21 protein-coding genes are annotated in these 22,064 nt (G+C 72.3%); 11 read left to right on the top strand and 10 right to left on the bottom strand.

Annotation, left to right across the window (positions count from 1 at the left end; all coding sequences use genetic code 11):
• Positions 1 to 4: 4 nt before the first annotated feature.
• Positions 5 to 1,372 carry a GH1 family beta-glucosidase gene (locus QSK21_RS24450; protein WP_285699218.1) on the top strand — a complete coding sequence of 456 codons (1,368 nt, stop codon included), beginning with the start codon at positions 5 to 7 and terminating at the stop codon, positions 1,370 to 1,372.
• Between the two features lie 79 nt (positions 1,373 to 1,451).
• Positions 1,452 to 2,708 carry an MFS transporter gene (locus QSK21_RS24455; RefSeq protein ID WP_285699219.1) on the top strand — a complete coding sequence of 419 codons (1,257 nt, stop codon included), beginning with the start codon at positions 1,452 to 1,454 and terminating at the stop codon, positions 2,706 to 2,708.
• On the opposite strand, the gene QSK21_RS24460 is transcribed toward QSK21_RS24455, so the two are convergent.
• Complete coding sequence (locus QSK21_RS24460) at positions 2,650 to 4,170, bottom strand: MFS transporter (RefSeq protein WP_285699220.1); 1,521 nt, start codon at positions 4,168 to 4,170, stop codon at positions 2,650 to 2,652. The genes QSK21_RS24455 and QSK21_RS24460 overlap by 59 nt on opposite strands.
• A gap of 114 nt (positions 4,171 to 4,284) precedes the next feature.
• Positions 4,285 to 4,785: a MarR family winged helix-turn-helix transcriptional regulator gene (locus QSK21_RS24465; protein WP_285699222.1), complete on the bottom strand. Its 501-nt coding sequence runs from the start codon at positions 4,783 to 4,785 to the stop codon at positions 4,285 to 4,287.
• Between the two features lie 245 nt (positions 4,786 to 5,030).
• Between QSK21_RS24465 and trpS the strand changes: the two genes are divergently transcribed.
• Positions 5,031 to 6,008 (top strand): tryptophan--tRNA ligase, encoded by a 978-nt coding sequence (gene trpS / locus QSK21_RS24470; RefSeq protein WP_285699223.1) that lies wholly within the window; start codon positions 5,031 to 5,033, stop codon positions 6,006 to 6,008.
• Here the strand turns inward: trpS and QSK21_RS24475 are convergent.
• Positions 5,998 to 6,615: a TetR/AcrR family transcriptional regulator gene (locus tag QSK21_RS24475; protein ID WP_285699224.1), complete on the bottom strand. Its 618-nt coding sequence runs from the start codon at positions 6,613 to 6,615 to the stop codon at positions 5,998 to 6,000. The two genes, trpS and QSK21_RS24475, sit on opposite strands and share 11 nt — an antisense overlap.
• Positions 6,616 to 6,640: 25 nt before the next feature.
• Positions 6,641 to 7,465, bottom strand: coding sequence for a class I SAM-dependent methyltransferase (locus QSK21_RS24480; RefSeq protein WP_285699225.1), 825 nt, complete (start codon positions 7,463 to 7,465; stop codon positions 6,641 to 6,643).
• Between the two features lie 120 nt (positions 7,466 to 7,585).
• Between QSK21_RS24480 and QSK21_RS24485 the strand changes: the two genes are divergently transcribed.
• Positions 7,586 to 8,341: a dioxygenase family protein gene (locus QSK21_RS24485; protein WP_285699250.1), complete on the top strand. Its 756-nt coding sequence runs from the start codon at positions 7,586 to 7,588 to the stop codon at positions 8,339 to 8,341.
• Between the two features lie 19 nt (positions 8,342 to 8,360).
• Here QSK21_RS24485 and QSK21_RS24490 read toward each other — a convergent pair whose 3' ends face one another.
• On the bottom strand, positions 8,361 to 9,239 hold the full coding sequence (locus tag QSK21_RS24490; protein ID WP_285699226.1) for an NAD-dependent epimerase/dehydratase family protein: 879 nt from the start codon (positions 9,237 to 9,239) through the stop codon (positions 8,361 to 8,363).
• A gap of 284 nt (positions 9,240 to 9,523) precedes the next feature.
• Here QSK21_RS24490 and QSK21_RS24495 point away from each other — a divergent pair, with 284 nt between their 5' ends.
• Positions 9,524 to 10,033, top strand: a complete 510-nt coding sequence (locus QSK21_RS24495; protein WP_285699227.1) for an O-acetyl-ADP-ribose deacetylase — start codon at positions 9,524 to 9,526, stop codon at positions 10,031 to 10,033.
• Here the strand turns inward: QSK21_RS24495 and QSK21_RS24500 are convergent.
• Together QSK21_RS24500 and QSK21_RS24505 are read right to left on the bottom strand one after the other, a co-directional pair.
• The gene (locus QSK21_RS24500; protein WP_285699228.1) at positions 10,030 to 10,479 is read right to left on the bottom strand and encodes a universal stress protein; all 450 of its coding nucleotides are present in this window, start codon (positions 10,477 to 10,479) and stop codon (positions 10,030 to 10,032) included. The two genes, QSK21_RS24495 and QSK21_RS24500, sit on opposite strands and share 4 nt — an antisense overlap.
• Positions 10,480 to 10,531: 52 nt before the next feature.
• On the bottom strand, positions 10,532 to 11,320 hold the full coding sequence (locus QSK21_RS24505; protein ID WP_285699229.1) for a TIGR03084 family metal-binding protein: 789 nt from the start codon (positions 11,318 to 11,320) through the stop codon (positions 10,532 to 10,534).
• A gap of 311 nt (positions 11,321 to 11,631) precedes the next feature.
• Here QSK21_RS24505 and QSK21_RS24510 point away from each other — a divergent pair, with 311 nt between their 5' ends.
• Positions 11,632 to 12,345 (top strand): class I SAM-dependent methyltransferase, encoded by a 714-nt coding sequence (locus QSK21_RS24510; RefSeq protein WP_285699230.1) that lies wholly within the window; start codon positions 11,632 to 11,634, stop codon positions 12,343 to 12,345.
• Here the strand turns inward: QSK21_RS24510 and QSK21_RS24515 are convergent.
• The gene (locus tag QSK21_RS24515) at positions 12,266 to 14,929 is read right to left on the bottom strand and encodes a PEP/pyruvate-binding domain-containing protein (protein WP_285699232.1); all 2,664 of its coding nucleotides are present in this window, start codon (positions 14,927 to 14,929) and stop codon (positions 12,266 to 12,268) included. The two genes, QSK21_RS24510 and QSK21_RS24515, sit on opposite strands and share 80 nt — an antisense overlap.
• Positions 14,930 to 15,060: 131 nt before the next feature.
• Positions 15,061 to 15,822: an SDR family NAD(P)-dependent oxidoreductase gene (locus tag QSK21_RS24520; protein ID WP_285699233.1), complete on the bottom strand. Its 762-nt coding sequence runs from the start codon at positions 15,820 to 15,822 to the stop codon at positions 15,061 to 15,063.
• A 102-nt stretch (positions 15,823 to 15,924) separates the two neighbouring features.
• Here QSK21_RS24520 and mshA point away from each other — a divergent pair, with 102 nt between their 5' ends.
• The 3 genes from mshA to QSK21_RS24535 all read left to right on the top strand — a co-directional run bounded on the left by mshA (position 15,925) and on the right by QSK21_RS24535 (position 18,937).
• On the top strand, positions 15,925 to 17,232 hold the full coding sequence (gene mshA / locus QSK21_RS24525) for a D-inositol-3-phosphate glycosyltransferase (RefSeq protein WP_285699234.1): 1,308 nt from the start codon (positions 15,925 to 15,927) through the stop codon (positions 17,230 to 17,232).
• 336 nt (positions 17,233 to 17,568) lie between these two features.
• On the top strand, positions 17,569 to 18,087 hold the full coding sequence (locus tag QSK21_RS24530; RefSeq protein WP_285699235.1) for a type III secretion system chaperone family protein: 519 nt from the start codon (positions 17,569 to 17,571) through the stop codon (positions 18,085 to 18,087).
• 22 nt (positions 18,088 to 18,109) lie between these two features.
• Entirely contained in the window at positions 18,110 to 18,937 is an 828-nt protein-coding gene (locus QSK21_RS24535; RefSeq protein WP_285699237.1) for a phosphoglyceromutase, read from the top strand.
• An 84-nt stretch (positions 18,938 to 19,021) separates the two neighbouring features.
• Here the strand turns inward: QSK21_RS24535 and phoU are convergent, their stop codons facing one another.
• Positions 19,022 to 19,684, bottom strand: a complete 663-nt coding sequence (phoU, locus tag QSK21_RS24540) for a phosphate signaling complex protein PhoU (RefSeq protein WP_285699239.1) — start codon at positions 19,682 to 19,684, stop codon at positions 19,022 to 19,024.
• Between the two features lie 205 nt (positions 19,685 to 19,889).
• On the opposite strand from phoU, the gene QSK21_RS24545 reads away from it, so the two are divergent.
• Positions 19,890 to 21,086, top strand: a complete 1,197-nt coding sequence (locus tag QSK21_RS24545; protein ID WP_285699241.1) for a sensor histidine kinase — start codon at positions 19,890 to 19,892, stop codon at positions 21,084 to 21,086.
• 183 nt (positions 21,087 to 21,269) lie between these two features.
• Complete coding sequence (locus tag QSK21_RS24550; RefSeq protein ID WP_502871597.1) at positions 21,270 to 21,941, top strand: winged helix-turn-helix domain-containing protein; 672 nt, start codon at positions 21,270 to 21,272, stop codon at positions 21,939 to 21,941.
• The last annotated feature ends 123 nt before the right edge of the window (positions 21,942 to 22,064 follow it).

Genomic DNA, 22,064 nt, shown 5'->3' on the forward strand with positions numbered 1-22,064 from the left:
CATCGTGCCGCCGGACTTCCCCGGGGACTTCCTCTGGGGCGTATCCACCTCCGCCTTCCAGATCGAAGGCGCCGTGGACGAGGACGGCAGGGGCCCGTCGTCCTGGGACGCCTTCACCGCCGAGCCCGGACGGATCAAGGACGGCACGGACGCCCGGATCGCCACCGGCCACTACCACCGCTACCGCGAGGACGTCGCGCTCATGGCCGACCTGGGCGTCGGCGCGTACCGCTTCTCGATCGCCTGGCCCCGCGTCGTCCCGGACGGCAGGGGCACGGTCAACCCGCTCGGGCTCGACTTCTACGACCGCCTGGTGGACGAGCTGTGCGCCGCCGGGATCGCGCCCGTCCCGACCCTGTTCCATTGGGACACCCCGCTGCTCCTCGAAGAGGAGGAGGGCGGTTGGCGTGCCCGTTCCATCACCGACCGCTTCGCCGACTACGTGGCCGCCGTCGCGGACCGCCTCGGCGACCGCGTCACCCGCTGGATCACGATCAACGAGCCGGCCGAGTTCACCCTGCTCGGCCACGGCATCGGCGAGCACGCGCCGGGGCACAGGCTGCTCTTCGACGCGCTTCCGGTCGCCCATCACCAGCTTCTCGCCCACGGCCGCGCCACGCGGGCACTCCGCGCCGCCGGCGACAGGCACCGGGTCGGCGTCGCGATGTCCCACACCCCCGTCTGGACGGCGGGCGGGACCGGCGACGACCGGGCCGCCGCCGATCTCTACGACACGCTGATGAACCGGCTGTTCGCCGACCCGATCCTCACCGGCCGCTACCCGGACGGGTTCGCCGAGGCCATGCCGGGCCCGGTCGAGGACGACCTGAAGGCCATCTCCGCGCCACTCGACTTCTACGGCGTGAACTACTACAACCCCAGCCTCGTCGGGGCGCCGCGGCCGGGCGAGCCGGACCCGTACTCGGGCATCGCGCTGCCCCCCGATCTGCCGTTCGCCCTTCACGACATCGAGGGCTACCCGCGTACGGCGTTCGGCTGGCCGGTCGTGCCGGACGGCCTGCGCGAGCTGCTGGTCGCCCTGCGCGACCGGTACGGGGAGGCCCTGCCGCCGATCGTCATCACCGAGAACGGCTGCTCCTGCGACGACGCCCCCGACGGTGATGGCCGGGTCGCGGACCCCGACCGCATCGCCTACCTTGACGGGCACCTGCGCGCCCTGCGCGAGGCCATGGACGCGGGCGTGGACGTGCGCGGGTACTTCGTCTGGTCCCTGCTCGACAACTTCGAATGGGCCGAGGGGCACCGTCAGCGCTTCGGCCTCGTCCACGTCGACTACGCCACGCTGCACCGCACTCCCAAGGATTCCTTCGCCTGGTACAAGGAGCTCCTCGACCGGGAAAAGGCCCGGTGACAGCGCGGTTCCCTGAACGTCCCGCTACTCTGACCTCCGTCGCCAACGCGAAACCCCCTCATATCGGCCGGAGGCGCCCATGACCGTACGGGACCGGCGGGCACGGCTTTCGGCCTACGCCGCCTTCGCCATCCAGGGCCTGTGCTTCGCCACGCTGGTCACGCGGGTGCCGCAGGTCCAGGACGCGCACGGCATCGGCGACGCGCTGCTCGCCCTCGTGCTGCTGCTCGTCCCGGTGATCGCCGGGGTGGGCAGCGTCGTGGCCGGATCCCTGTTCGCGCGCTTCGGCAGCGGTCCGGTCCTGCGGGTGGCGCAGCCGGCGGTGTGCGTCGCGATGGTGCTGGTCGGGCTGACGGGCGGCCATCTGGCTCCGCTGTTCGTGGCCACGGCGCTGTTCGGGACGTTCGTCGGCGCCGTGGACGCGGCGATGAACGCGCAGGCGGTCGCGGTCGAGCGCCGTCACGGGATGAGCCTGCTCACCGGGTTCTACGCGGTGTGGAGCGTCGCCGGCATCCTCGGCGGCCTGTGGGTGGCGCTGGCCAACCGCCTGGACCTGGGGCTGTTCAGCGGGTTCGCCGTCCCCGCCGCGCTGGGCGTGCTGGTCTCGCTCACCACCGGACCCGGGCTGTTCCGCAAGGACGAGGAGGGGACGGCGCCCAGCGCCGAGGAGCTGAAGGCGGCGGCCAGGAGGGTGCCCTGGCGTCCCGTGCTGATCGTGGGCGTCGCGCTGGGCGTGTTCTACCTGGCCGACTCGGTCGTCTCCAACTACAGCGCCAAGTTCCTCCAGGACGAGCTGCGCGCCGGCGACTCCGCGGCCCCGCTGGGCTACGTGGCGTACCAGGTGGCGATGGTGGTGGCGCGGGCCGCCGCCGACTTCGGCGTCAGGCGGTACGGCGCGGTCCTGGTCATCCGGCTCGGCGGCGCGGTGGGGCTGACCGGGATGGCGCTCGTCGTGATCGCGCCCGGACCGGTCACCGCGATCGCGGCGTTCGCGGTGGCGGGGCTGGGGCTCAGCGTCGTCGCCCCGGTGGCGTTCTCGGCGGCGGGACGGGTCGACCCGACGGGGCTGGGCATCGCGGTCGCGCGGCTCAACGTCTTCAACTACGTGGGCTTCGTGCTGGGCGCGGCCATCGCGGGCGCGCTCGCCTCGTCCGGGCTCCGGCTGGTGTTCCTCGTCCCGGCGGTGCTGGTGGTGACCATCGTCGTGGTCGCGAACGGCTTCGCGCCGCGGCCCGTGACGGCCGCCGCGGCGCGAGGCGAGGAGGACGGGAAGACCCTCACGCCCCCGGTGCTCCCTGAGGCAGATCCCGAGCCACCGCGGGCGCCTCACGCGTGACGGGCGTCCCGGCGCCGCCCCGGCGCCGCAGGACGAGCAGCGTGATGAGGAAGGCGGTGGCCAGCAGGCCCGCGCCGATGCCGAACGCCAGGTGGAAGCCGCCGGTCAGCGCCTCGGGCTCGGCGCGTCCCGCGTCCAGCAGATGCCTGGTGCGGGACGCGGCGAGCGTGGACAGCACCGCGACGCCCAGCGCCATCCCGATCTGCTGGGTGGTGTTGAACAGGCCGGAGGCCAGCCCCGCGTCGTCCTCCCCGGCGCCTGACATCCCCAGCGAGGTCACCGCGGGCAGGACGAGCCCGGCGCCGCCCGCCAGCAGGAACGGCGGGAGCAGGTGAACGGGGTAGGAGGCGTCCACCGGGGCCCGGGTCAGCAGGAGCAGCAGGAGGGCCAGCAGCGCCAGCCCGGTCAGCAGCATGGCGCGCTCGCCGAACCGGGCGTTGAGCCGGGCCGAGAGCCCGAGCGAGATCGCTCCGATCAGCACCGCGGCGGGGAGCATGGCGAGCCCCGTCCGGGCGGCCCCGTACCCGAGGACCTGCTGCATGTAGAGCGCGACGACCACCTGGAACGCGAACATCCCGGCGACCGCCAGCATCTGGACGACGTTGCCGCCCACGACGGCGCGGGAGCGCAGGATCCGCAGCGGCATCAGCGGGGTGCGCGCGGTGGCCTGCCGGACGAAGAAGCCGGCCAGCAGCGCGAGGGCGAGGACGCCCAGTCCCAGCGTGTGCGCGGAGATCCAGCCGTGCTCCTCGGCCTTGACCACCGTGTAGATGCCGAGCATCAGCCCGGAGGTGACCAGGACCGCGCCGGCGACGTCCGCTCCGGCGGGCAGGCCCAGGCCGCGGTCGAAGGCGAGGACGGGCAGCGCGACGGCGATCGACGCGAGGCCGATCGGCAGGTTGACGAAGAAGATCCAGTGCCAGTCCAGCAGTTCGGTGAGGACGCCGCCGAGCACCTGGCCGAGGGAGGCGCCGGCGGCGCCGGTGAAGGCGAAGATCCCGATGGCCCTGGCCCGCTCGCGCGGGTCGGGGAACAGCGTCACCAGGATGCCGAGGCTGACGGACGAGGCCATCGCGCTGCCCACGCCTTGCAGGAACCGCGCGGCGATCAGCGTGCCGGGCGTGGTGGCGGCCCCGGCCAGCAGCGAGGCCAGCGTGAACACGGCGGTGCCCGCGACGAACATCCGCTTGCGGCCGATCAGGTCGCCCAGCCGCCCCGCGAGCAGCAGCAGCCCGCCGAAGGCGATCAGGTAGGCGTTGACGACCCAGCTCAGCCCGGCCCGGGTGAAGCCCAGGTCGTCCTGGATGGCGGGCATCGCCACGGTGACGATGCTGCCGTCCAGGATCACCATCAGGCCCCCGGTCGCGAGCACTCCCAGGGCGATCCAGCGGGACGAACCGGGACCCGGAGACGAGGACGGAGACGAGGACGGGAACGAGGACGGAGATGAGGGCGAGGACATGGCCGCTCCCATGCGTTCGACGACAACTGCGTTCGCACAACAGGAGAGACCGTAGCAGATAGTTCCGTTACAGACTATCTGTTACAGATTCACTTGCCTCAGGTATCGCCCCGCTCAGGTGGTGCGCTGGCGGGCCCTCCGCACCGGCTGCGGGCACTCGACGGGTTCCGCGAGCGGCCCGGTGGCCAGGCGGTTCAGCGCCCGCACCAGCACCTCGCCCTCGTCGCCCGGCAGCGCGTCCAACACCTCGCGGTGCACCCGGTCGACGATCTCCGTGCTGCGGGCGGCGATCTCGGCGCCGCTCTCGGTCACCGCGATGATCCGCGCCCGGCGGTCCGTGCTGGACGGGCGGCGCTCGGCGTACCCCGCCCTCTCCAGGGCGTCCACCGTGACGACCATCGTGGTCTTGTCCATGTCGCCGATCTCGGCGAGCTGGATCTGGGTGCGCTCCTTCTCCAGCGCGTGCACGAGCACGCAGTGCATGCGCGGGGTGAGCCCGATCTCGGCCAGCGCCGCGGTCATCCGGGTACGCAGGACACGGCTGGTGTGGTCGAGCAGGAACGACAGGTCCGGCTGGGTGCGGGAGGGCGCGGCGGCGGAAGTGGTCGTGGCCATGTCCTCAGCCTACAACTTCGTCCCGTAAGAGATAATCCATCGCTTTCCCTATCTGGCGCGGCGCGGGCTCGGTTACCCTGAAGTCATGCAGCGACACGCGTGCCTCGGCTGGTGGCCGTCCTAGGACGGCCATCCGACCACGCGCGGCAAGCGACTTCCAGGGCCGTCCCTCCGGACGGCCCTTCGCCTTTCCTCGGGACGGGCGGCCGCCGGCGGGCGGCCCTCCGAAACCACGAGGAGAGCCCATGCCCCCGACCGTCCTGACCGGCGACCGCCCGACCGGGCCCCTGCACCTGGGCCACTACTTCGGCTCGCTGGCCAACCGCGTCCGCCTCCAGCGCGAGGGCGCCGACCTGTTCGTGCTGATCGCCGACTACCAGGTGCTCACCGACCGGGACGTCGCCGAGCGCCTGACCGAGTACACCGAGGGCCTGGTCGCCGACTACCTGGCCGTCGGCATCGACCCCGGCCGGGTCACGATCTTCCAGCACTCGGCGGTGCCGGCGCTGAACCAGCTCATGCTGCCGTTCCTGGCCCTGGTGTCGGTCGCCGAGCTGGCCCGCAACCCCACGGTCAAGGAGGAGATCGCCGCCTCCCGGCAGGCCGCGGTCAGCGGCCTGATGTTCACCTATCCCGTGCACCAGGCGGCCGACATCCTGTTCTGCAGGGCCGACCTGGTCCCCGTGGGCAAGGACCAGCTACCGCACCTGGAGATCACCCGGACCATCGCCCGCCGCTTCAACGAGCGGTACGGGCCGGTTCTGTCGCTCCCCGAGGCGCTGCTGTCGGACACCCCCGTCCTGCTCGGCCTGGACGGGCGCCAGAAGATGAGCAAGAGCCGGGGCAACGCCGTCCCGCTCTCCGCCGGTCCGGACGAGACCGCCAGGCTGATCAGGCGTGCCAGGACCGACGCCGACCGGCGCATCACCTACGAGCCGGAGACCCGTCCCGAGGTGTCCAACCTGGTGCGGATCGCCGCGCTCTGCCAGGACCGTGACCCGCGCGCGATCGCGGAGGAGGTCGGCGACGGCGGTGCCGCCGCGCTGAAGAAGGTGGTGACCGAGTCGGTGAACGAGTTCCTGCGGCCCATCCGGGCGCGCCGCTCCGAGCTCGGCCGCGACCTGCTGCGCGAGGTGCTCAAGCGGGGGAACGAGCGCGCCAACGCCGTCGCCGACCGTACCCTCGCGCAGGTGCGCGAGGCGATGGGGACGGTCAGCCCTTGATCCCGTCGAGCAGCACCTCGACCAAGGCGTCCACGTCCGGCTCCGGAGCGGCGGGGGCCTGGCCCGGAGGCGTGAAGAGCATCGTCAGCACCGCCTCGTGGCACACGCCGACGATCATCGTGGCGGCGGCCTCGACCCGGGCGCCGGGCGCGAGCCTGCCCAGCTCGCGCTCGGCGCGCAGGTAGCCGAGCAGCCGGTCGCGCCAGTCCTCGCCAGGGACGCCCGAGGCGGCGAACCCGGCCATCACCTCCGGCCGTCCCACCATCCCCGCCATCGCGGGCAGGATTCCCCGGTGCAGCGCGAGACCGTAGGTGATGTACGCGCGCAGGTTCTCTTCGAGAGTGCCGGTGCCGGGCTCGGGCAGCGGGTGCAATCCCGCCTCGACCGACCGGACGTGGGCTCGCAGCGCGAGGCCCAGCAGTTCCTCCTTGTCGGCGAAGTGGTTGTAGAGCACCCCGTCGGCGACGCCCGCCTCCCGCGCGATCGCCCGCACGGTGAGACCCGCCGTCCCGCCCTGGGCGATCATGCGCTCGGCGGTGGCGATCAGGTGCTCGCGCAGCGTCCGTCCCGTCCCGTCCCGCAGTGCCGCGGCTCGTCTCGGTGACATGAACACGAATCGTACGCAGCGCCGCCTACCGGCGAGCGGTCACCAGCCAGCCGGTTCCCTTGGTCACGACGCCTTCGGGACGCTCGAACCGCTCCACCGCCCGTCCCAGAGCCTCGCGCGCCTTCTCCGCGGCGGCCGGTTCGATGAGGCCCAGGTTGTACTGGACCGGACCCCAGCCGGCGAGGAAGGCGGTCGCATCCTGGGCGTCCCGGCCCCAACGCTGGTCGGCCTCGACGCGGGTGGACGTCACGTCCCGGAACCCGGCGGACTCCAGCACCTCCCGGATGTGCCCGGGGTCGGAGAAGGAGAGCGGGCCGTGGCCGTCCGGGCCGGTCGGCGGCGGCAGGAACTCGCTCATCGCCGCGAAGAGCGTTCCGAGATCGGTGTCCTTCAGCGAGGTCATGCAGACGAAGGCCAGCCGTCCGTCCGCGGCCAGCGCCCGCCGGACGTTGCGGAACGCCGCCACCGGATCCGCGAAGAACATGATCCCGAAGCGGCTGACCGCCACCTCGAACCCGCCGGCGGGGAACGGGTGGACCTGCGCGTCGCCCTGCTCGAACGACACGTTCTCCACGCCCTCGGCCGCGGCGCGCTCCCGGGCGCGGGCGAGCATCGGCGCGGACAGGTCGATGCCCGTCGCCGACCGTGCCCGCCGTGCGGCGACCCGTGTCAACTGACCGTTGCCGCAGCCGAGGTCGAGCACCCGGTCCTCCTTGCCGATCCGCGCCGCGTCCAGGATGAACGGGTTGAACCCGGCGTTGACGGCGTCGTACCGCTCGTGGTGCTCGGCCCAGTGCCGGCCCTCGTAGCCGTTCCACGCCTCGGCCTGGCTCTCGTTCACGATCCTCATGGGGCCCTCCATTATGAACGAATGTTCATGAACGTATGTTCATACTAGGGCAGGGCGGGCACCGGTCAAGGGGCGTGGGCATTGTTTGAACTATCAACTAATCTGGGAGGCGTGTCGCGCATGCCCGTGCTCTACCTCAGCCATGGCGCCCCGCCCCTTGCCGACGACGCCGTGTGGGCCGGACAGCTCGCACGCTGGTCGGCCGGACTGCCCAGGCCCACGTCGATCCTCATGGTGTCCGCGCACTGGGAGGAGGCGCCGATCAGCGTCTCCGCCACCCGTCCGGTGCCGCTCGTGTACGACTTCTGGGGCTTCGAGCGCCGCTACTACGAGGTCCGCTACGACGCCCCCGTCGCTCCCGGCCTGGCCGAGGACGTCCGCAAACTCGTCCCGGACGTGCGCCAGGACCAGGACCGGGGCCTGGACCACGGCGCGTACGTCCCGCTGGTCGAGATGTACCCCGAGGCGGACGTCCCCGTCCTGCAACTGTCGATGCCGACGCTGGAGCCCGAACGGCTCTTCGAGCTGGGCCGCCGACTGGCGCCGCTGCGCGACCGCGGCGTGCTGATCATCGGCTCCGGGTTCACCACGCACAACCTGCGGGAGATGCGTCCCGGAACCGACGCGCCACCGCCCGCCTGGTCGGCCGAGTTCGACGAGTGGACCGACCGCGCCGTCCGGGACGGGGACGTGGACGCGCTGCTGGACTTCCAAGCCAAGGCGCCCGCCGCCCAGATCGCGCACCCGCGCACCGAGCACTTCGCCCCGCTGTTCGTCGCGCTCGGCGCCGCCGACGCGGGCGGCGACGGCGAGCGGAGGGCCGTCATCGACGGCTACTGGTACGGCCTCGCCAAGAGATCGTTCCAGTTCTCCTGAGCGTTCTTGTACGGGGCGTTCAGGACCTGGACGACCGGCCGCGGCCGCCGGCGTGATCGGAACGGTGCATGTCGGCGAAACCGGTGCGCCAGGACGGCACCTGCGGCTTCCAGCCCAGGCCGAGCGCCTTCGCGTTGGACACCGGGCGTCCCGTCGCGGCCGCGTGCCGGCCGGCCTCGCCCGGAGTGGGAGCGCCCAGCGCGGCGCTGTAGACCGGAAGCCAGTCAGCGGTGGTGGCGGGCTCGTCGTCGACGATGTTGACCGGGCCCGACGGCCAGTCCAGCGCGGCCAGCGCCGCGGAGGCCGCGTCGTCGACATGCACGAACGAGGTCCACGACGAGGAGGGCCGCAGGCTGCCCGCGCGCACGCGCTGGGCGATCGCCCCGTCCGGGGCGTACCAGGTACCGGGGCCGTACAGCGCTCCATAACGCAGCACCACGCCGCGCGGCATCTCGGCGACGGCCTCCTCCAGAGCGATGATCCCCTCGTACGGGGGCAGCTTCGGGTCCAGCGGGTCGCTCTCCACGGCGGGCTCCTCGCCCGGCTCGTACAGCCAGGCGATGCTCTGCGCGATCATCAGCTCGGTGCCCACCTCGCGCGCCGCGTCCACCAGGTTGCGCGTCCCGGTGATGCGCAGGCGGGAGTTGGCCGTGAAGTCCTCGTCGGACAGGTCGGTCAGCTGGTGGATGATCGCGTCCGGTCGCTCACCCGTCACCGCCTCGCGCACCGCCGCCTCGTCCAGCATGTCGACGATGACGGGCTTGGCCTTCTGGTCGGCAAGGGCCTTGGCGCGCTCCGGGCGGCGGGTGGTCCCTGCGACCTCGTGACCCGCGCGCACCAGCAACGGCACCAGCCTGCGTCCCACAACGCCGGTCGCCCCGGCGACGAGAATCTTCAAGGGGGGTACCTCCACGCATCAACACCCGACTGCGGTCGTCCCGACGGCAGCTTAGGCAGACTCACGCCGCAGGTCATAGCCGGACCAGTGAATCGGACCCCGAACGTGCGTCCCCCCAGGACCACCGACCGTGGTCCGAATCCCCGAGCCGTCAACGAACGGAGCCGCCGACCACGCATGAGCGTACCGCTGTTCGCTCGTGCAGGATGTGACGAGAGCAACACAGTCGGGATGAGGGCGGCGCATGCCACGCACTCAGCCGTTCGGGTGACAGGAGACGGGCTATGCGGATCAGTCTGGTCCAAGGGGACATCACCGAGCAGCACGTGGACGCGATCGTCAACGCCGCGAACTCCTCGCTGCTCGGCGGGGGCGGGGTGGACGGTGCCATCCACCGCAAGGGCGGTCCGGAGATCCTGGAGGAGTGCCGCAGGCTGCGCGCGTCCCATTACGGCGGCGGCCTGCCCACAGGGCAGGCGGTGGCGACCACGGCGGGACGGCTGCCCGCCCGATGGGTGATCCACACCGTCGGCCCGGTCTACTCCGCCTCGGAGGACCGTTCGGACCAGCTCGCCTCCTGCTACCGGGAGTCGCTGCGGGTGGCCGACGAGCTCGGGGTCGAGACGATCGCCTTTCCCGCGGTCTCGGCCGGCGTCTACGGCTGGCCGCTGGACGACGCGGCGCGGATCGCGGTGGGCGCCGTGCGGGCCGCCCAGACCAAGGTCGAGGATGCGCGGTTCGTGCTGTTCACACCGGACGTCTTCGCGGCGTTCGAGAAGGCGCTGGAGCGCTAGCCGGCCGAGGGAGGCGGGACGATCAGCACGGGCCGGTCCGCGTGGTGCAGGACGCGGTCGGAGACGCTGCCCAGCAGCACCGACTTCACGCCCGACAGGCCGCGCGATCCGGTCACGATCAACGTGGCGTCCAGCTCACGCGCGACGTCCACGATCGTCGCCCAGACCGGTCCGGCGCCGCGCTCGGCGCGCGGCCGGGCGTCGGGTAGGCCCGCGTCCAGGGCCAGCCTGGCGCCCTCTCCGGCGATCCGTTCGGCCTCCCGCTCCTCGGCCCATGTCTCGCCCGGGAGCGGCATCGGCTCGGCCGTGGGCGGCCAGGCCGTCTGCGTCAGCAGCGGCTCCCAGACCGTGAGCACCACGGCGGGTTCGGGACGGATCCGGGCCCCGGCGTAGGCGATGGCCGCCCGCGCGTCTTCGGAGCCGTCGAAGGCGATGAGCATGGTCATATCGGGGACATGTCCGTGCCAACCCATTCCAAACCGGGCGTTGGAGCGACGCTCAGGATCGTCCACCCGCGGGCGGACGGCCCGGGCCGGGCGGGCCGGCGAACGCCTGGGCCAGGTCGAGCCATCGTTCCGCGTCGGGCCCGGTGGCGGTGAGGGCCAGGTCGGCACGGTTGCGGCGCTGCGTGACGAGCAGGCAGAAGTCCAGCGCGGGCCCGGACACCGACTGCGCCGCGTCCTCGGAACCCCATGCCCACGTCCCGCCGTCCGGAGCGGTGAGGACGACTCGGAACTCCTCGGACGGCGGCTCCAGGCCACGGATCCGGTAGGAGAAATCGCGGGTCCGCACGCCGATGTGGGCGACGTGGCGCAGGCGGGCGGTCGGTTCGCGTACGGCGCCCAGCGCGTCCGCCACGTCCTGGCCGTGCGCCCAGGTCTCCATGAGGCGCGCGGTGGCCATGGACGCGGGCTTCATCGGCGGCCCGAACCAGGGAAGGCGCGTCCCCTCGGGCACCGCGGCCAGGGCGTCGATCATCGCGCGCCGTCCCGCGCGCCAGCGCTCCAGCAGCGCGGCGGGCGGCTCGCCGGTTCCCTCGGCGGCCCCCGCCTCCACCTGGCCGTCGGGGTCCTCGATCGCCTTGGCCAGCGCCTTCTCGAACCCGGACGGGTCGGTGGCGGCCAGGAGCGCCTGCCGGTCCGTCCAGGCGAGGTGGGAGATCTGGTGGGCGATCGTCCAGCCCTCGGCCGGGGTCAGGACGGTCAGGTCGGACAGCGGGGCGACCAGCGCGTCCAGCGCCTCGCCCTCGTCCGCCAGGTCGGTCAGCAGGCTGCTCAGCTCGGGCATCAGACCAGGATGTCGTGTTGTGTCGCAAATGTCAGCGATCGGCTACCGTCTTCTGGCGGACGGGAGGCGGCGCTGCGGTGGCGAGGGCACACACGCCTCAGAGGCACACGCCTCAGAGGCACACGCCTCAGAGGCACACGCCTCAGGGGAACGGGCCTCAGAGGAACGGGCCTCAGGGAGAGGCGACGCGGGGGACGACCGCGCCCAACCGGCTGCGCCGCGTCGACCGCTGGATCGCGGCCACGCAGGGCGGCAGCCTCCGCGCCGGGCCGGTCCCGCTGGCGGTCGACCTCGGGTACGGGGCGTCCCCGGTGACCACGGTCGAGTTCTACCGGCGCCTGCGCGCCGTCGCCCCCCGCCTGGAGGTCACCGGCATCGAGATCGACCCGGACCGGGTCGCGGCGGGCCGGGCGGTGGTCGCGGGCGGCGCCTACGAGGGGCTGTCGTTCCGGCACGGCGGCTTCGAGCTCCCCGTGGACCGGCCGCCCGACCTGGTGCGCGCCTTCAACGTGCTGCGCCAGTACGAGGAGCCCGCGGCCTGGCGGGCCTGGGACGACCTGTGCGCGCGGCTCGCCCCCGGCGGCGTCCTCATCGAGGGGACGTGCGACGAGATCGGCCGCCGCGCCGTCTGGGTCGGCCTGGGCGGGGACGGCGCCGGGAGCGCGCGACCGCGGACCATCACCTTCGCCGCGCATCTCGCCACCTTGGAACGACCCTCCGACCTCGCCGAACGTCTGCCGAAGACGCTGATCCACCGCAACGTGCCGGGCGAACGGGTCCACGCGCTCCTCACCGACTTCGACCGCTGCTGGGCGACCGCCGCGCCCTATTCGGCGTTCGGGCCGCGCGCCCGCTGGATCGAGGCGGTGTCGTTACTGGCCCGGTCGCATCCCGTCTACGCGCGTCCCCCGTACGGCGGGCGCGGCCGGTGGCGGCTGGGCGAGGTCACCCTTCCCTGGTCGGCTGTGGCTCCCGAAGATCCTCCGGGCCGGAGCCGACGTCTTCGTCCTGACCGGACGCGGTGAGGAGCCGGACGGTGCCGCGTCCCGCGTCCACCCGGACACGGTCGCCGGTACGCAGCCGCATCGTGGCGTTGCCGCAGCCCACGACCGCCGGGACGGCCAGCTCACGGGCCACGATCGCGGCCGGTGACAGGGGCGCGCCGGCATCGGTGACGACCGCCGCCGCGACCGGGAACAGCGGCGTCCACCCGATGTTCGCCGCCGACGTGACCAGCACCTCGCCGGGCCGCAGCTCCCCGCCGTGCTCGGGGGCGTCGAGGACCCGGACCGTCCCCTCCACGACCGCGGCCACCCCGGGGAAGCCGCTGATCGAGGCGTCCTCGGGTTCCCGCGTCCCGTATCCGGCCAGCGGATCGGTCGCGTCGAAGAGATCGGTGCGGCGCATCCGGGCGCCGGCCCAGGCGACCGGCTCGAACGGCCCCCTGATCAGCACCGGGTACGGGGCGAGCGCGCGGTAGCGATCGTAGGTGCGCCGCCGGACCGCGACCCTCTCCAACGGGCGGGCGTCCCCGTCCAGCACGGCCAGGATCTCGTCGATGGTCAGGTAGAACAGGTCGTCGCGGCGGCCGGTGAGCTCACCGGCCCGCAGCACGAACGCCCTGATCACCGCGTACACGCGCATGACCTCCGAGCGGGCCGCGTCGCGCTCGTAGGCCGCCCGCGCCCAGCGCCCGACACGGCGCCGCACGCTCGCCACCCTCCCCGGATGGCGTGCGCGGAACCGCCGCCAGGCCGCGCGGCCCGCCTCCCGCTGCCGTCCCACCAGTTCCACCGCGTCATGGCCGGACGCCGAGTTCTCGGGGAAGTGCACGCCCTCCGGCTCCTCGGCCGGGCGGGGCGCGGAGATCTCGAACTCGTGCGCGCCGCGATGCCCCCATTCCCGCAGGTAGGTCGCCCTGTCGATCTCGCCGCGGGCCAGCTCGGCCAGCCCGATGACCGGGCCGAGACCCGCCGGCACGGGGCCGCCCGGCCTCCCGAGGCCGGTGAGCATCGCGTCGGCGTCCGCCTCGCCCGCCAGCCGGGCCAGCTCGCGCCGCAGCATGATCAGGGAGGGTGCGCGCCGGCGGCGGGCGGCGCCCAGCATGTGGCACGCCTCGCGGAAGAACGGCAGCAGCGCCCGCCCCCACAGGTGCAGCAGCGCGCCCGGATCGGTCTCCGCCTGGATCCGGTCGCGCAGCGCCTCGCACCGTCCCGGCGAGGACGCCAGGAAGTCGGGCAGCCGCCTGCCGTCCGCGCGGGCCTTCAGCCTGGCCTTGGCGGCGACCGGCAGCAGCCACCGGGCGACCTCCGCCTTCGACACCGGCAGCGGCGGGATCCTCACCTCGGGCGGCACCCTGCCGAAGACCTGTTCGAGGCCCGCCCTGCCCGCCCGTTTCCCCGTTCCGAGCACGCGGGCGAAGGCGTTGGCCACGCTCAGGTTCATGTAGAGGCGGCCGCCGATGTTGCCGTACGCGCGGACTTCCGGGAACCCTGGGACCGTGGACGCCGGCATCGTCTCGTGCATGTACATCTGCACCAATGACCAGGTGCAGGGCGTCATCACGTCCGGGACGGCCTCGCCCATGTTGGCGCTCGTCCACAGGTAGTCACCGGACAGGCTGTCGTTCCACTCCTCGGTGTCCTCCTGCCCGCCGTCGTCCTCCAGGGGACGCACCTGGAGGACGAACGGGTTGCCGTCGTGCAGGGCCCACTCGATCATCAGCGGCCGCCCGTACAGCGCCTCGATCCGTTCGCCCAGCCGCGCCAGCGCCGCCGCCTGGTCGTCGCCGAGGACGGGCAGGGTCCGCCACCGGTCCGGCACGGGCTCCTCCTGCGTGCCGCCCTCGCCCGGCGTCCTGCGCGGGATGGTCATCGTCGCCTTGTCGGCGGTCCGCCGTTCCAGGACGGTCCCGGTGCCCTTCTCCAGAACGAGGGCGTCCGGTGTGACCCGTCCCGTGATGACGGGCTCCCCCAGGCCCCACGCCGCGTTCAGCAGGATCCGGCCGGGGCTCGCCGTGGTGGTGACCATGGTGCCGGACGCCTCCGCGGACACCAGGCATTGGACGAGCACCGCCAGCGTGGCCTCGGCGTGGTCGATGCCGTTGCGGACGCGGTGCTCGATGGCGGGCGCCGACCACAGCGACGCCCAGCACCGGCGGATCGCGTCCAAGAGCGCCGCCTCCCCGCGCACGTTGAGGACGGTCTCGTGCCATCCCACGAGTGGCGGCCATCCGTCCATGGCCGTCGCCGACGAACGCACCGCCACCGGATCGTCCTGGGCGCCCAGACGCGCGTACCCCCAGCGGACCGGGCCCGCCACCTCCATCGGCAGGTCGCACCGCTCCATCAGCTCGGCGATCTGCCGCGCGGCGCTTTCCGCCGTGGCCGGAAGATCGGGATCGACCCGTGCCGCCAGCGCCAGGATGGGTTCGAGCAGCCCGTTGTCGTCGACGAACGCCCGGTACGCCTCGGCGGTCACCTGGAAACCCGCCGGGACCGGCAGCCCGGCCGCCGCCAGCCGCGCGACCGCCGCGCCCTTGTGGCCGGCCACGGCGGGATCGGCCGCCCCTGCGCCGTCGTAGGGCAGCACGAAGGTCCGCTGGGTCATCTCCCGCTCCGTCCCGGGATTCGGTCATGCCATCTGGACGCATACCCCGGGAACGGTCCAACGATCCTTTGTCCCGGGCCACCGCCCGCCGATCCCCGGCAGGGCGGCGGCACACGGTTCTCTGGCGCGGCTCAGGGCTCGCGGTGAATCTTGGTGGCGGTGGCCTGGACGCGCGGCTGGACGTCGATGCGGTCGATGTTGACATGCGAGGGCCGGGTCACCACCCAGGCCACGCAGTCGGCCACGTCCTCGGCCACCAGCGGCTCCCGGACGCCCTCGTACGGCTTCTTCGCCCGCTCCGCGTCGCCGCGGAAGCGCACCAGCGAGAACTCGTCCGTCTTCACCAGCCCCGGCGCGATCTCGGTGATCCGCACCGGCTCCGCGACCAGTTCCAGCCGCATCACCTCGTTCACCGCGTACGCCGCCATCTTGGCCGCGTTGTACCCGGCGCCGCCCTCGTACGGGTTGTGCGAGGCCAGCGACGTGATGTTGACGACATGGCCGTCGCCGCTCCCGATCAGCTTGGGCAGCAGCGCCTTGGTCACCCTCAGCAGCCCCAGCACGTTGGTGTCGTACATCGCCTGCCAGTCCGCCGGGTCCGCCTCGGCCACCGGTTCGAGGCCGATCGCGCCACCGGCGTTGTTCACCAGGACATGGCACTCGGCCAGGCCCGCCGCCAGCGCGTCCACGGACGACTGGTCGGTCACGTCCAGGGTGACCGCGGCCGCCCGGCCCGCGCCCGGCACCTCCTCGGCGATCTCCTTGGCGAGGGCGTCCAGCCGTTCCCGCCGCCGGGCGGCCAGCACCACGTTGAAGCCCTCCGCGGCCAGCCTCCTGGCGGTGGCCGCGCCGATCCCGCTGCTTGCTCCCGTCACCACTGCCGTCTTGCGCATGGACCCCAGACTTCCAGGTGAGGTTGAGCTACGCCAGCGAGGGTCCGGCATGGGGGAACACGCGGGGAGATCGGTAGGTTTCCCCACTGGAGGTGGTGTGCGGTGCCGCGTCGGATCAACCGCGTCGCGACGATCAGCGTCCACACGTCCCCCCTCGATCAGCCGGGGACCGGCGACGCGGGCGGGATGAACGTCTACATCGTCGAAGTGGCCAGGCGGCTCGCCGCCAGGAACGTCCAGGTGGACATCTTCACCCGGGCGACCTCGCGGGCCCTGCCCCCCGTGACGGAGCTGGCCCCCGGCGTGCTGGTCCGCAACGTGGTCGCCGGCCCGTTCGAGGAGCTGGAGAAGACCGAGCTGCCGCGCCACATGTGCGGCTTCACCTCCGAGGTGCTGCGCGCGGAGGCGTACCACGACCCCGGGCACTACGATCTCATCCACACGCACTACTGGCTGTCCGGCCAGGCCGGGCAGGCCGCCAAGTTCCGCTGGGGCGTGCCGCTCGTCCACTCCATGCACACCATGGCCAAGGTCAAGAACGCGGCGCTGGCCGAGGGCGACACCCCCGAGCCCCAGGAACGGGTGATCGGCGAGGAGCTGGCCGTCGCCGCGTCCGACCAGCTCGTGGCCAACACCGCCGAGGAGGCCCGCGAGCTGATCGAGCTGTACGGCGCCGACCCGGCCCGGGTCGCCACCGTCGAGCCCGGCGTCGACCTCTCCCTCTTCCAGCCGGAGCCCCCGCTGACCCCGCCCGGCGCCGGCACCACCGCCCGGCGGCGCCTCGGCCTGCCCGACGACGCCCACGTGCTGCTGTTCGTCGGGCGCATCCAGCCGCTGAAGGCCCCCGACGTGCTGCTGCGGGCGGCCGCCCGGCTGCTCGCCGACGACCCCGGGCTGCGCGGACGGCTGGTCGTCGCGGTCGTCGGCGGTCCCAGCGGCAGCGCCCGGTGCCGTCCCGAAGGGCTCCAGTCGCTCGCCGCCGAGCTGAACCTCACCGGCAGCGTCCGGTTCGAGCCGCCCGCCCCGCAGGGCGAGCTGGCCGACTGGTACCGCGCCGCCGACGTCACCGTCGTCCCCTCGCACAGCGAGTCGTTCGGGCTGGTCGCGATCGAGTCCCAGGCGTGCGGCACGCCGGTCGTCGCGTCCGCCGTCGGCGGCCTGCGCACCGCCGTGCGGGACGGCGAGTCCGGCATCCTGGTGCGCGGCCACGACCCGGACGACTACGCCGCCGTCCTGCGCCGCCTCCTCTCCGAGCCCCGCCTGCGCGCCCGCCTCGCCCGCAACGCCGTCCGCCACGCGAGCGGCTTCGGCTGGGACGCCACCGTGGACAAGCTGCTAGAGGTATATACCGGAGCCCTGTCCCATCTCGTCCGGCCGACGTGGCGGGCGGCTGCGGAGGTAACAGCGTGACTGAGCGCAGCGAAGGAACGATGTTCGCATTTCTCGGGGGTGTGGGGGTTGTCCCCCACAAGGAGACGGTGTGACTGAGCGCAGCGAAGGAACGATGTTCGCATTTCTCGGGGGTGTGGGGGTTGTCCCCCACAAGGAGACGGTGTGACTGAGCGCAGCGAAGGAACGGTGTTGGCTTTTGTCGGGGGTGTGGGGGTTGTCCCCCACAAGGAGACGGTGTGATTGAGCGCAGCGAAGGAACGGTGTTGGCTTTTGTCGGGGGTGTGGGGGTTGTCCCCCACAAGGAGACGGTGTGATTGAGCGCAGCGAAGGGGTTATCCCCCACAGGGAGGCAGCGTGACTGGCGATCCCATCGCGGTGATCGAGGAGACGTTGCGGGCGTCGGAGCTGGAGTACCAGCGACCGCGGCCCGGGGCGTTCTTCGTCAAGCTGCCCGGACAGCACAAGCTCGCCACCATGACCTGGCTGATCGTCGGCGACCACAGCCTGCACGTGGAGGCGTTCTTCTGCCGCAGGCCCGACGAGAACCACGCCGACTTCTACCGCTTCCTGCTGGAGCGCAACGGCCGGATGTACGGGGTGAGCTTCGCGCTCGACGAGGTCGGCGACGTCCATCTCGTCGGCCGGCTGCCGCTGGCCTCCATCACCCCGGACGAGATCGACCGGCTGCTCGGCTGCGTGCTGACCTACTCCGACGAGAACTTCGACAAGGCGCTCGAACGCGGCTTCAAGTCGTCCATCCAGCGCGAGTGGGACTGGCGGGTCAAGCGGGGCGAGAGCCTGGCCAACCTGCGGGCGTTCGCGTCCTTCGCCGACCCCGCCAATCGCGACCCGGCCGACGGCGCCCCGTCCTGACCCGACCGATAGGCTTTCCGGCATGGCGACCCTGGTATTGCTCCGGCATGGCGAAAGCGTCTGGAACGCCGAAGGGCTGTTCACCGGCTGGGTGGACGTCGACCTGTCCACCAAGGGCGAGAGCGAGGCGACCAAGGGCGGCGACCTGCTGCTCGACGCCGACATCACGCCCGACGTGGTGCACACCTCGGTGCTGAAGCGCGCCATCCGCACGGCCAACATCGCTCTGGACGTCGCGGATCTGCTGTGGATCCCGGTGCGCCGCTCGTGGCGTCTCAACGAGCGGCACTACGGCGCGCTCCAGGGCAAGAACAAGGCGCAGACGCGGGAGGAGTTCGGCGACAAGCAGTTCATGATCTGGCGCCGCTCCTACGACACCCCGCCCCCGCCGATCAAGGACGACGACCCGCTGTCGCAGGTCAACGACCTGCGCTACGCGTCGCTGCCGTCGGAGCTGATCCCGCGCACCGAGTGCCTGGCCGACGTCGTGGACCGGATGCTGCCGTACTGGTACGACTCGATCGTCCCCGACCTCGCCGCCGGGCGCACCGTGCTGGTCGCCGCGCACGGCAACTCGCTGCGCGGCCTGGTCAAGCATCTGGACGACATCTCCGACGAGGACATCGTCGGGCTCAACATCCCGACCGGGATCCCGCTGGTGTACGAGCTGGACGACGACTTCGCCCCGCTCAAGCGCGGCGGCGAGTACCTCGACCCGGCCGCCGCCAAGGCCGCCATCGAGGCCGTCAAGAACCAGGGCGCCGCGCCCGCACCGGCCGCGCCCGCGCCCGCCGCCGACCCCAAGGCCGGGAAGGACAAGGGCGGCAAGGGCCGCCGCAAGAAGAAGTAGCGGGCCTGCCTGGAGGCGCGGGACGGCTCCTGCGAAAGACCGCCCCGCGCCTGCAGGTGTCCGCGCCCGAGATTACCCCGCCGCTCAGGACAGGTCGATCATCTCTTCGGGTCGCTGACCTGTCACCAGGTAGACCACGTCCTCCCCGACCTGGACGGCGTGGTCGGCGAACCGCTCGAAGTACCGGCCGGCCAGGGTGATGTCCACCGCCGGCTCGACGCCGTGCTTCCACTTCGGCGACAGCAGGATGTCGAACAGCCTGCGGTGCAGCCGGTCCATCGCGTCGTCGTCGGCGTCCAGCTCCAGGCCCATCTCCACGTCCCTGGACGCGATCACGCTGCCCGCCTTGGCGATCATGCGTTCCGCGATCTGGCCCATCTCCAGCACCGTGGCCTGGAGCTCCGGCGGGACGGCCGACTCGGGGTGGCGGCGGCGGGCGGTCTTGGCGATGTGCACCGCCAGGTCGCCCATCCGCTCCAGGTCCTGGCTCATCCGCAGCGAGGTGACCAGGGTGCGCAGGTCGCCGGCCACCGGCTGCTGCCGGGCCATCAGGTCGTAGACCGTCTCCTCGATCTCCTGGTCGATCTTGTTGACCTGCTCGTCGGAGCTGATGACCTCCTCCGACAGCCGCAGATCGGCGTCCAGCAGGGCGACCACCGCGCGGGCCATCGCGGATCGGACCAGCCGGGTCATGTCGACCAGCTTGTCGGAGAGGGAGTCGAGCTCCTCGTGGTAGGCGTCGCGCAATTGTGATCCCGGGGTGCGAAGGGGCGAGGGTCTCTGGGGGTACGCGGGGGGCGCGTCCGCCAGGCGCCGGGCGTACCGGCCCAGCGCACACCCTGTCCGACCAGCATGAACCGTCCCGGAGAAAGAGGTGAACTTTCGGGAAACGGGGCCGCGTCACCTGGTCCTTCGTGCCGGTCACGCGTCGGCTCCACTTACGATCCAGGGTGTGGAGGTCGAGATTATCGCAGGTCTGGCCGGGCTTGCCGGGCTCGCGATCGGGCTCGCGACCGGATTGGCGGTGCGCGTGAGCGAGCGAGCGCAGAGGGCCCCGGCGCCGGCGGCCACGCAGGGCGCGCTGCCCCCCGGAGTGGCGTCGGTCCTGAGCGTGCTGCGCTCCTCCGCCGTCGTCCTGGACGGCGAGGACGTGGTGCTGCGCGCCAGTTCGGCCGCCCGCGCGTTCGGCATCGTCAGCGGCGACCGGCTGGTCGTGGACGAGCTGCTGGCGATGGCCCGGCTGTCCCGCCGCGACGGCGAGATCCGGGAGGCCGAGATCCAGGTCGGGCCAAGCCGTCCCCGCCGGGGCGCCGAGGGCCGCTGGTTCGCCGTGCGGGTGGCGCCGCTCGGCTCGCACGGCCTGGTGCTGGTACTGGCCGAGGACCTGACCGAGATGCGCAGGGTCGAGGCGATCAGGCGGGACTTCGTGGCCAACGTCAGCCACGAGCTCAAGACCCCGGTCGGCGCGCTGTCGCTGCTGGCCGAGACCGTGGAGGGCGCCGCCGACGACCCCGAGGCGGTGCGCCGCTTCGCCGGTCGCATGCAGTACGAGTCGGTGCGGCTGACCAACCTCGTCCAGGACCTGATGACGCTGTCGCGGATCCAGGGGGACGAGCCGCTGCCCGAGCTGCGCCCGGTCGCGCTGGACGCGATCATCGACGAGGCCATCGACCGTACGCAGATCAAGGCCGCCGCCAAGAACATCGAGGTGACCGGCGGCGGCAAGCCGGACGAGCGGGTCCGCGGCGACGAGGAACTGCTGATCACCGCGCTGCGCAACCTGATCGACAACGCCGTGGCCTACAGCCCCGAGAACACCCGGGTGGTCGTCACCACCCGGCGCTGCGACGACACCCGGGTCGAGATCAACGTGACCGACCAGGGCATCGGCATCCCCGGCGGCGACCTGGAACGGATCTTCGAGCGCTTCTACCGGGTCGATCCGGCCCGCTCCCGGCAGACCGGGGGCACCGGCCTCGGCCTGGCCATCGTCAAGCACGTCACCACCAAACACGGCGGCGACGTGAAGGTCTGGAGCAAGGAGGGGTCCGGATCGACCTTCACCCTCCGCCTGCCGCTGCTCAAGCCCGTCGGGCGGTCGGCCCAGGCCGACGCGTCCACCGCCTCACCTGCCCCGCCACCTTCCTGAGACCTCCGCCGCACAACCCCCTCGTCCCGAGCTCGAAATACCGCCTGAGACCCCCGAGATGCTGCACACTGCGAAGGACCGGCGCGATGACCAGGCAATTGCGATGACCCGTCCTCCGACCGTAGACGGCCCCGCCCGGGGCGCTGAGATCGACAACGCCCAGGAGGCAACACCGTGACCCGCGTGCTCGTCGTGGAAGACGAGGAGTCGTTCAGCGACGCACTGTCGTACAACCTGCGCAAGGAGGGCTTCGAGGTGGCCGTGGCGGCCACCGGCCCCGACGCGCTGGACATTTTCGAGCGCAACGGTGCCGACCTCGTGCTCCTGGACCTGATGCTGCCCGGCCTGCCGGGCACCGAGGTGTGCCGGGAGCTGCGCGCTCGCTCCAACGTCCCCGTGATCATGCTGACCGCCAAGGACAGCGAGGTCGACAAGGTGGTGGGCCTGGAGCTCGGCGCCGACGACTACGTGACCAAGCCGTTCTCCACCCGCGAGCTGATCGCCCGGATGCGCGCCGTGCTGCGCCGGCAGGGCGAGGCCGAGGAGCCGGCCCCCGCCGTCCTGGAGGCCGGCCCGGTCCGCATGGACGTCGAGCGGCACGTGGTCAGCGTCGGCGGCGAGAACGTGCAGTTGCCCCTGAAGGAGTTCGAGCTGCTGGAGGTGCTGCTGCGCAACGCGGGCCGGGTGCTGACCCGCATGCAGCTCATCGACCGCGTCTGGGGGGCCGACTACGTGGGCGACACCAAGACTTTGGACGTCCACATCAAGCGGCTGCGCGCCAAGATCGAGTCGACCCCGTCCACGCCGCGTTACATCGTCACCGTGCGCGGCCTCGGCTACAAGTTCGAGCCCTAGGGCGTGTCCGGTGAATCTTGGTATTTGGCTGAGGTCGATCACCGGGTTGGGGTGCGATGGTCGGTATGGTGCGTCGTCATGAGCTGACCGATGCCGCGTGGGCGCGGATCGAGTCGTTGCTGC

This window comes from Actinomadura sp. NBRC 104412 (assembly GCF_030269515.1).
Lineage (GTDB): Bacteria > Actinomycetota > Actinomycetes > Streptosporangiales > Streptosporangiaceae > Spirillospora.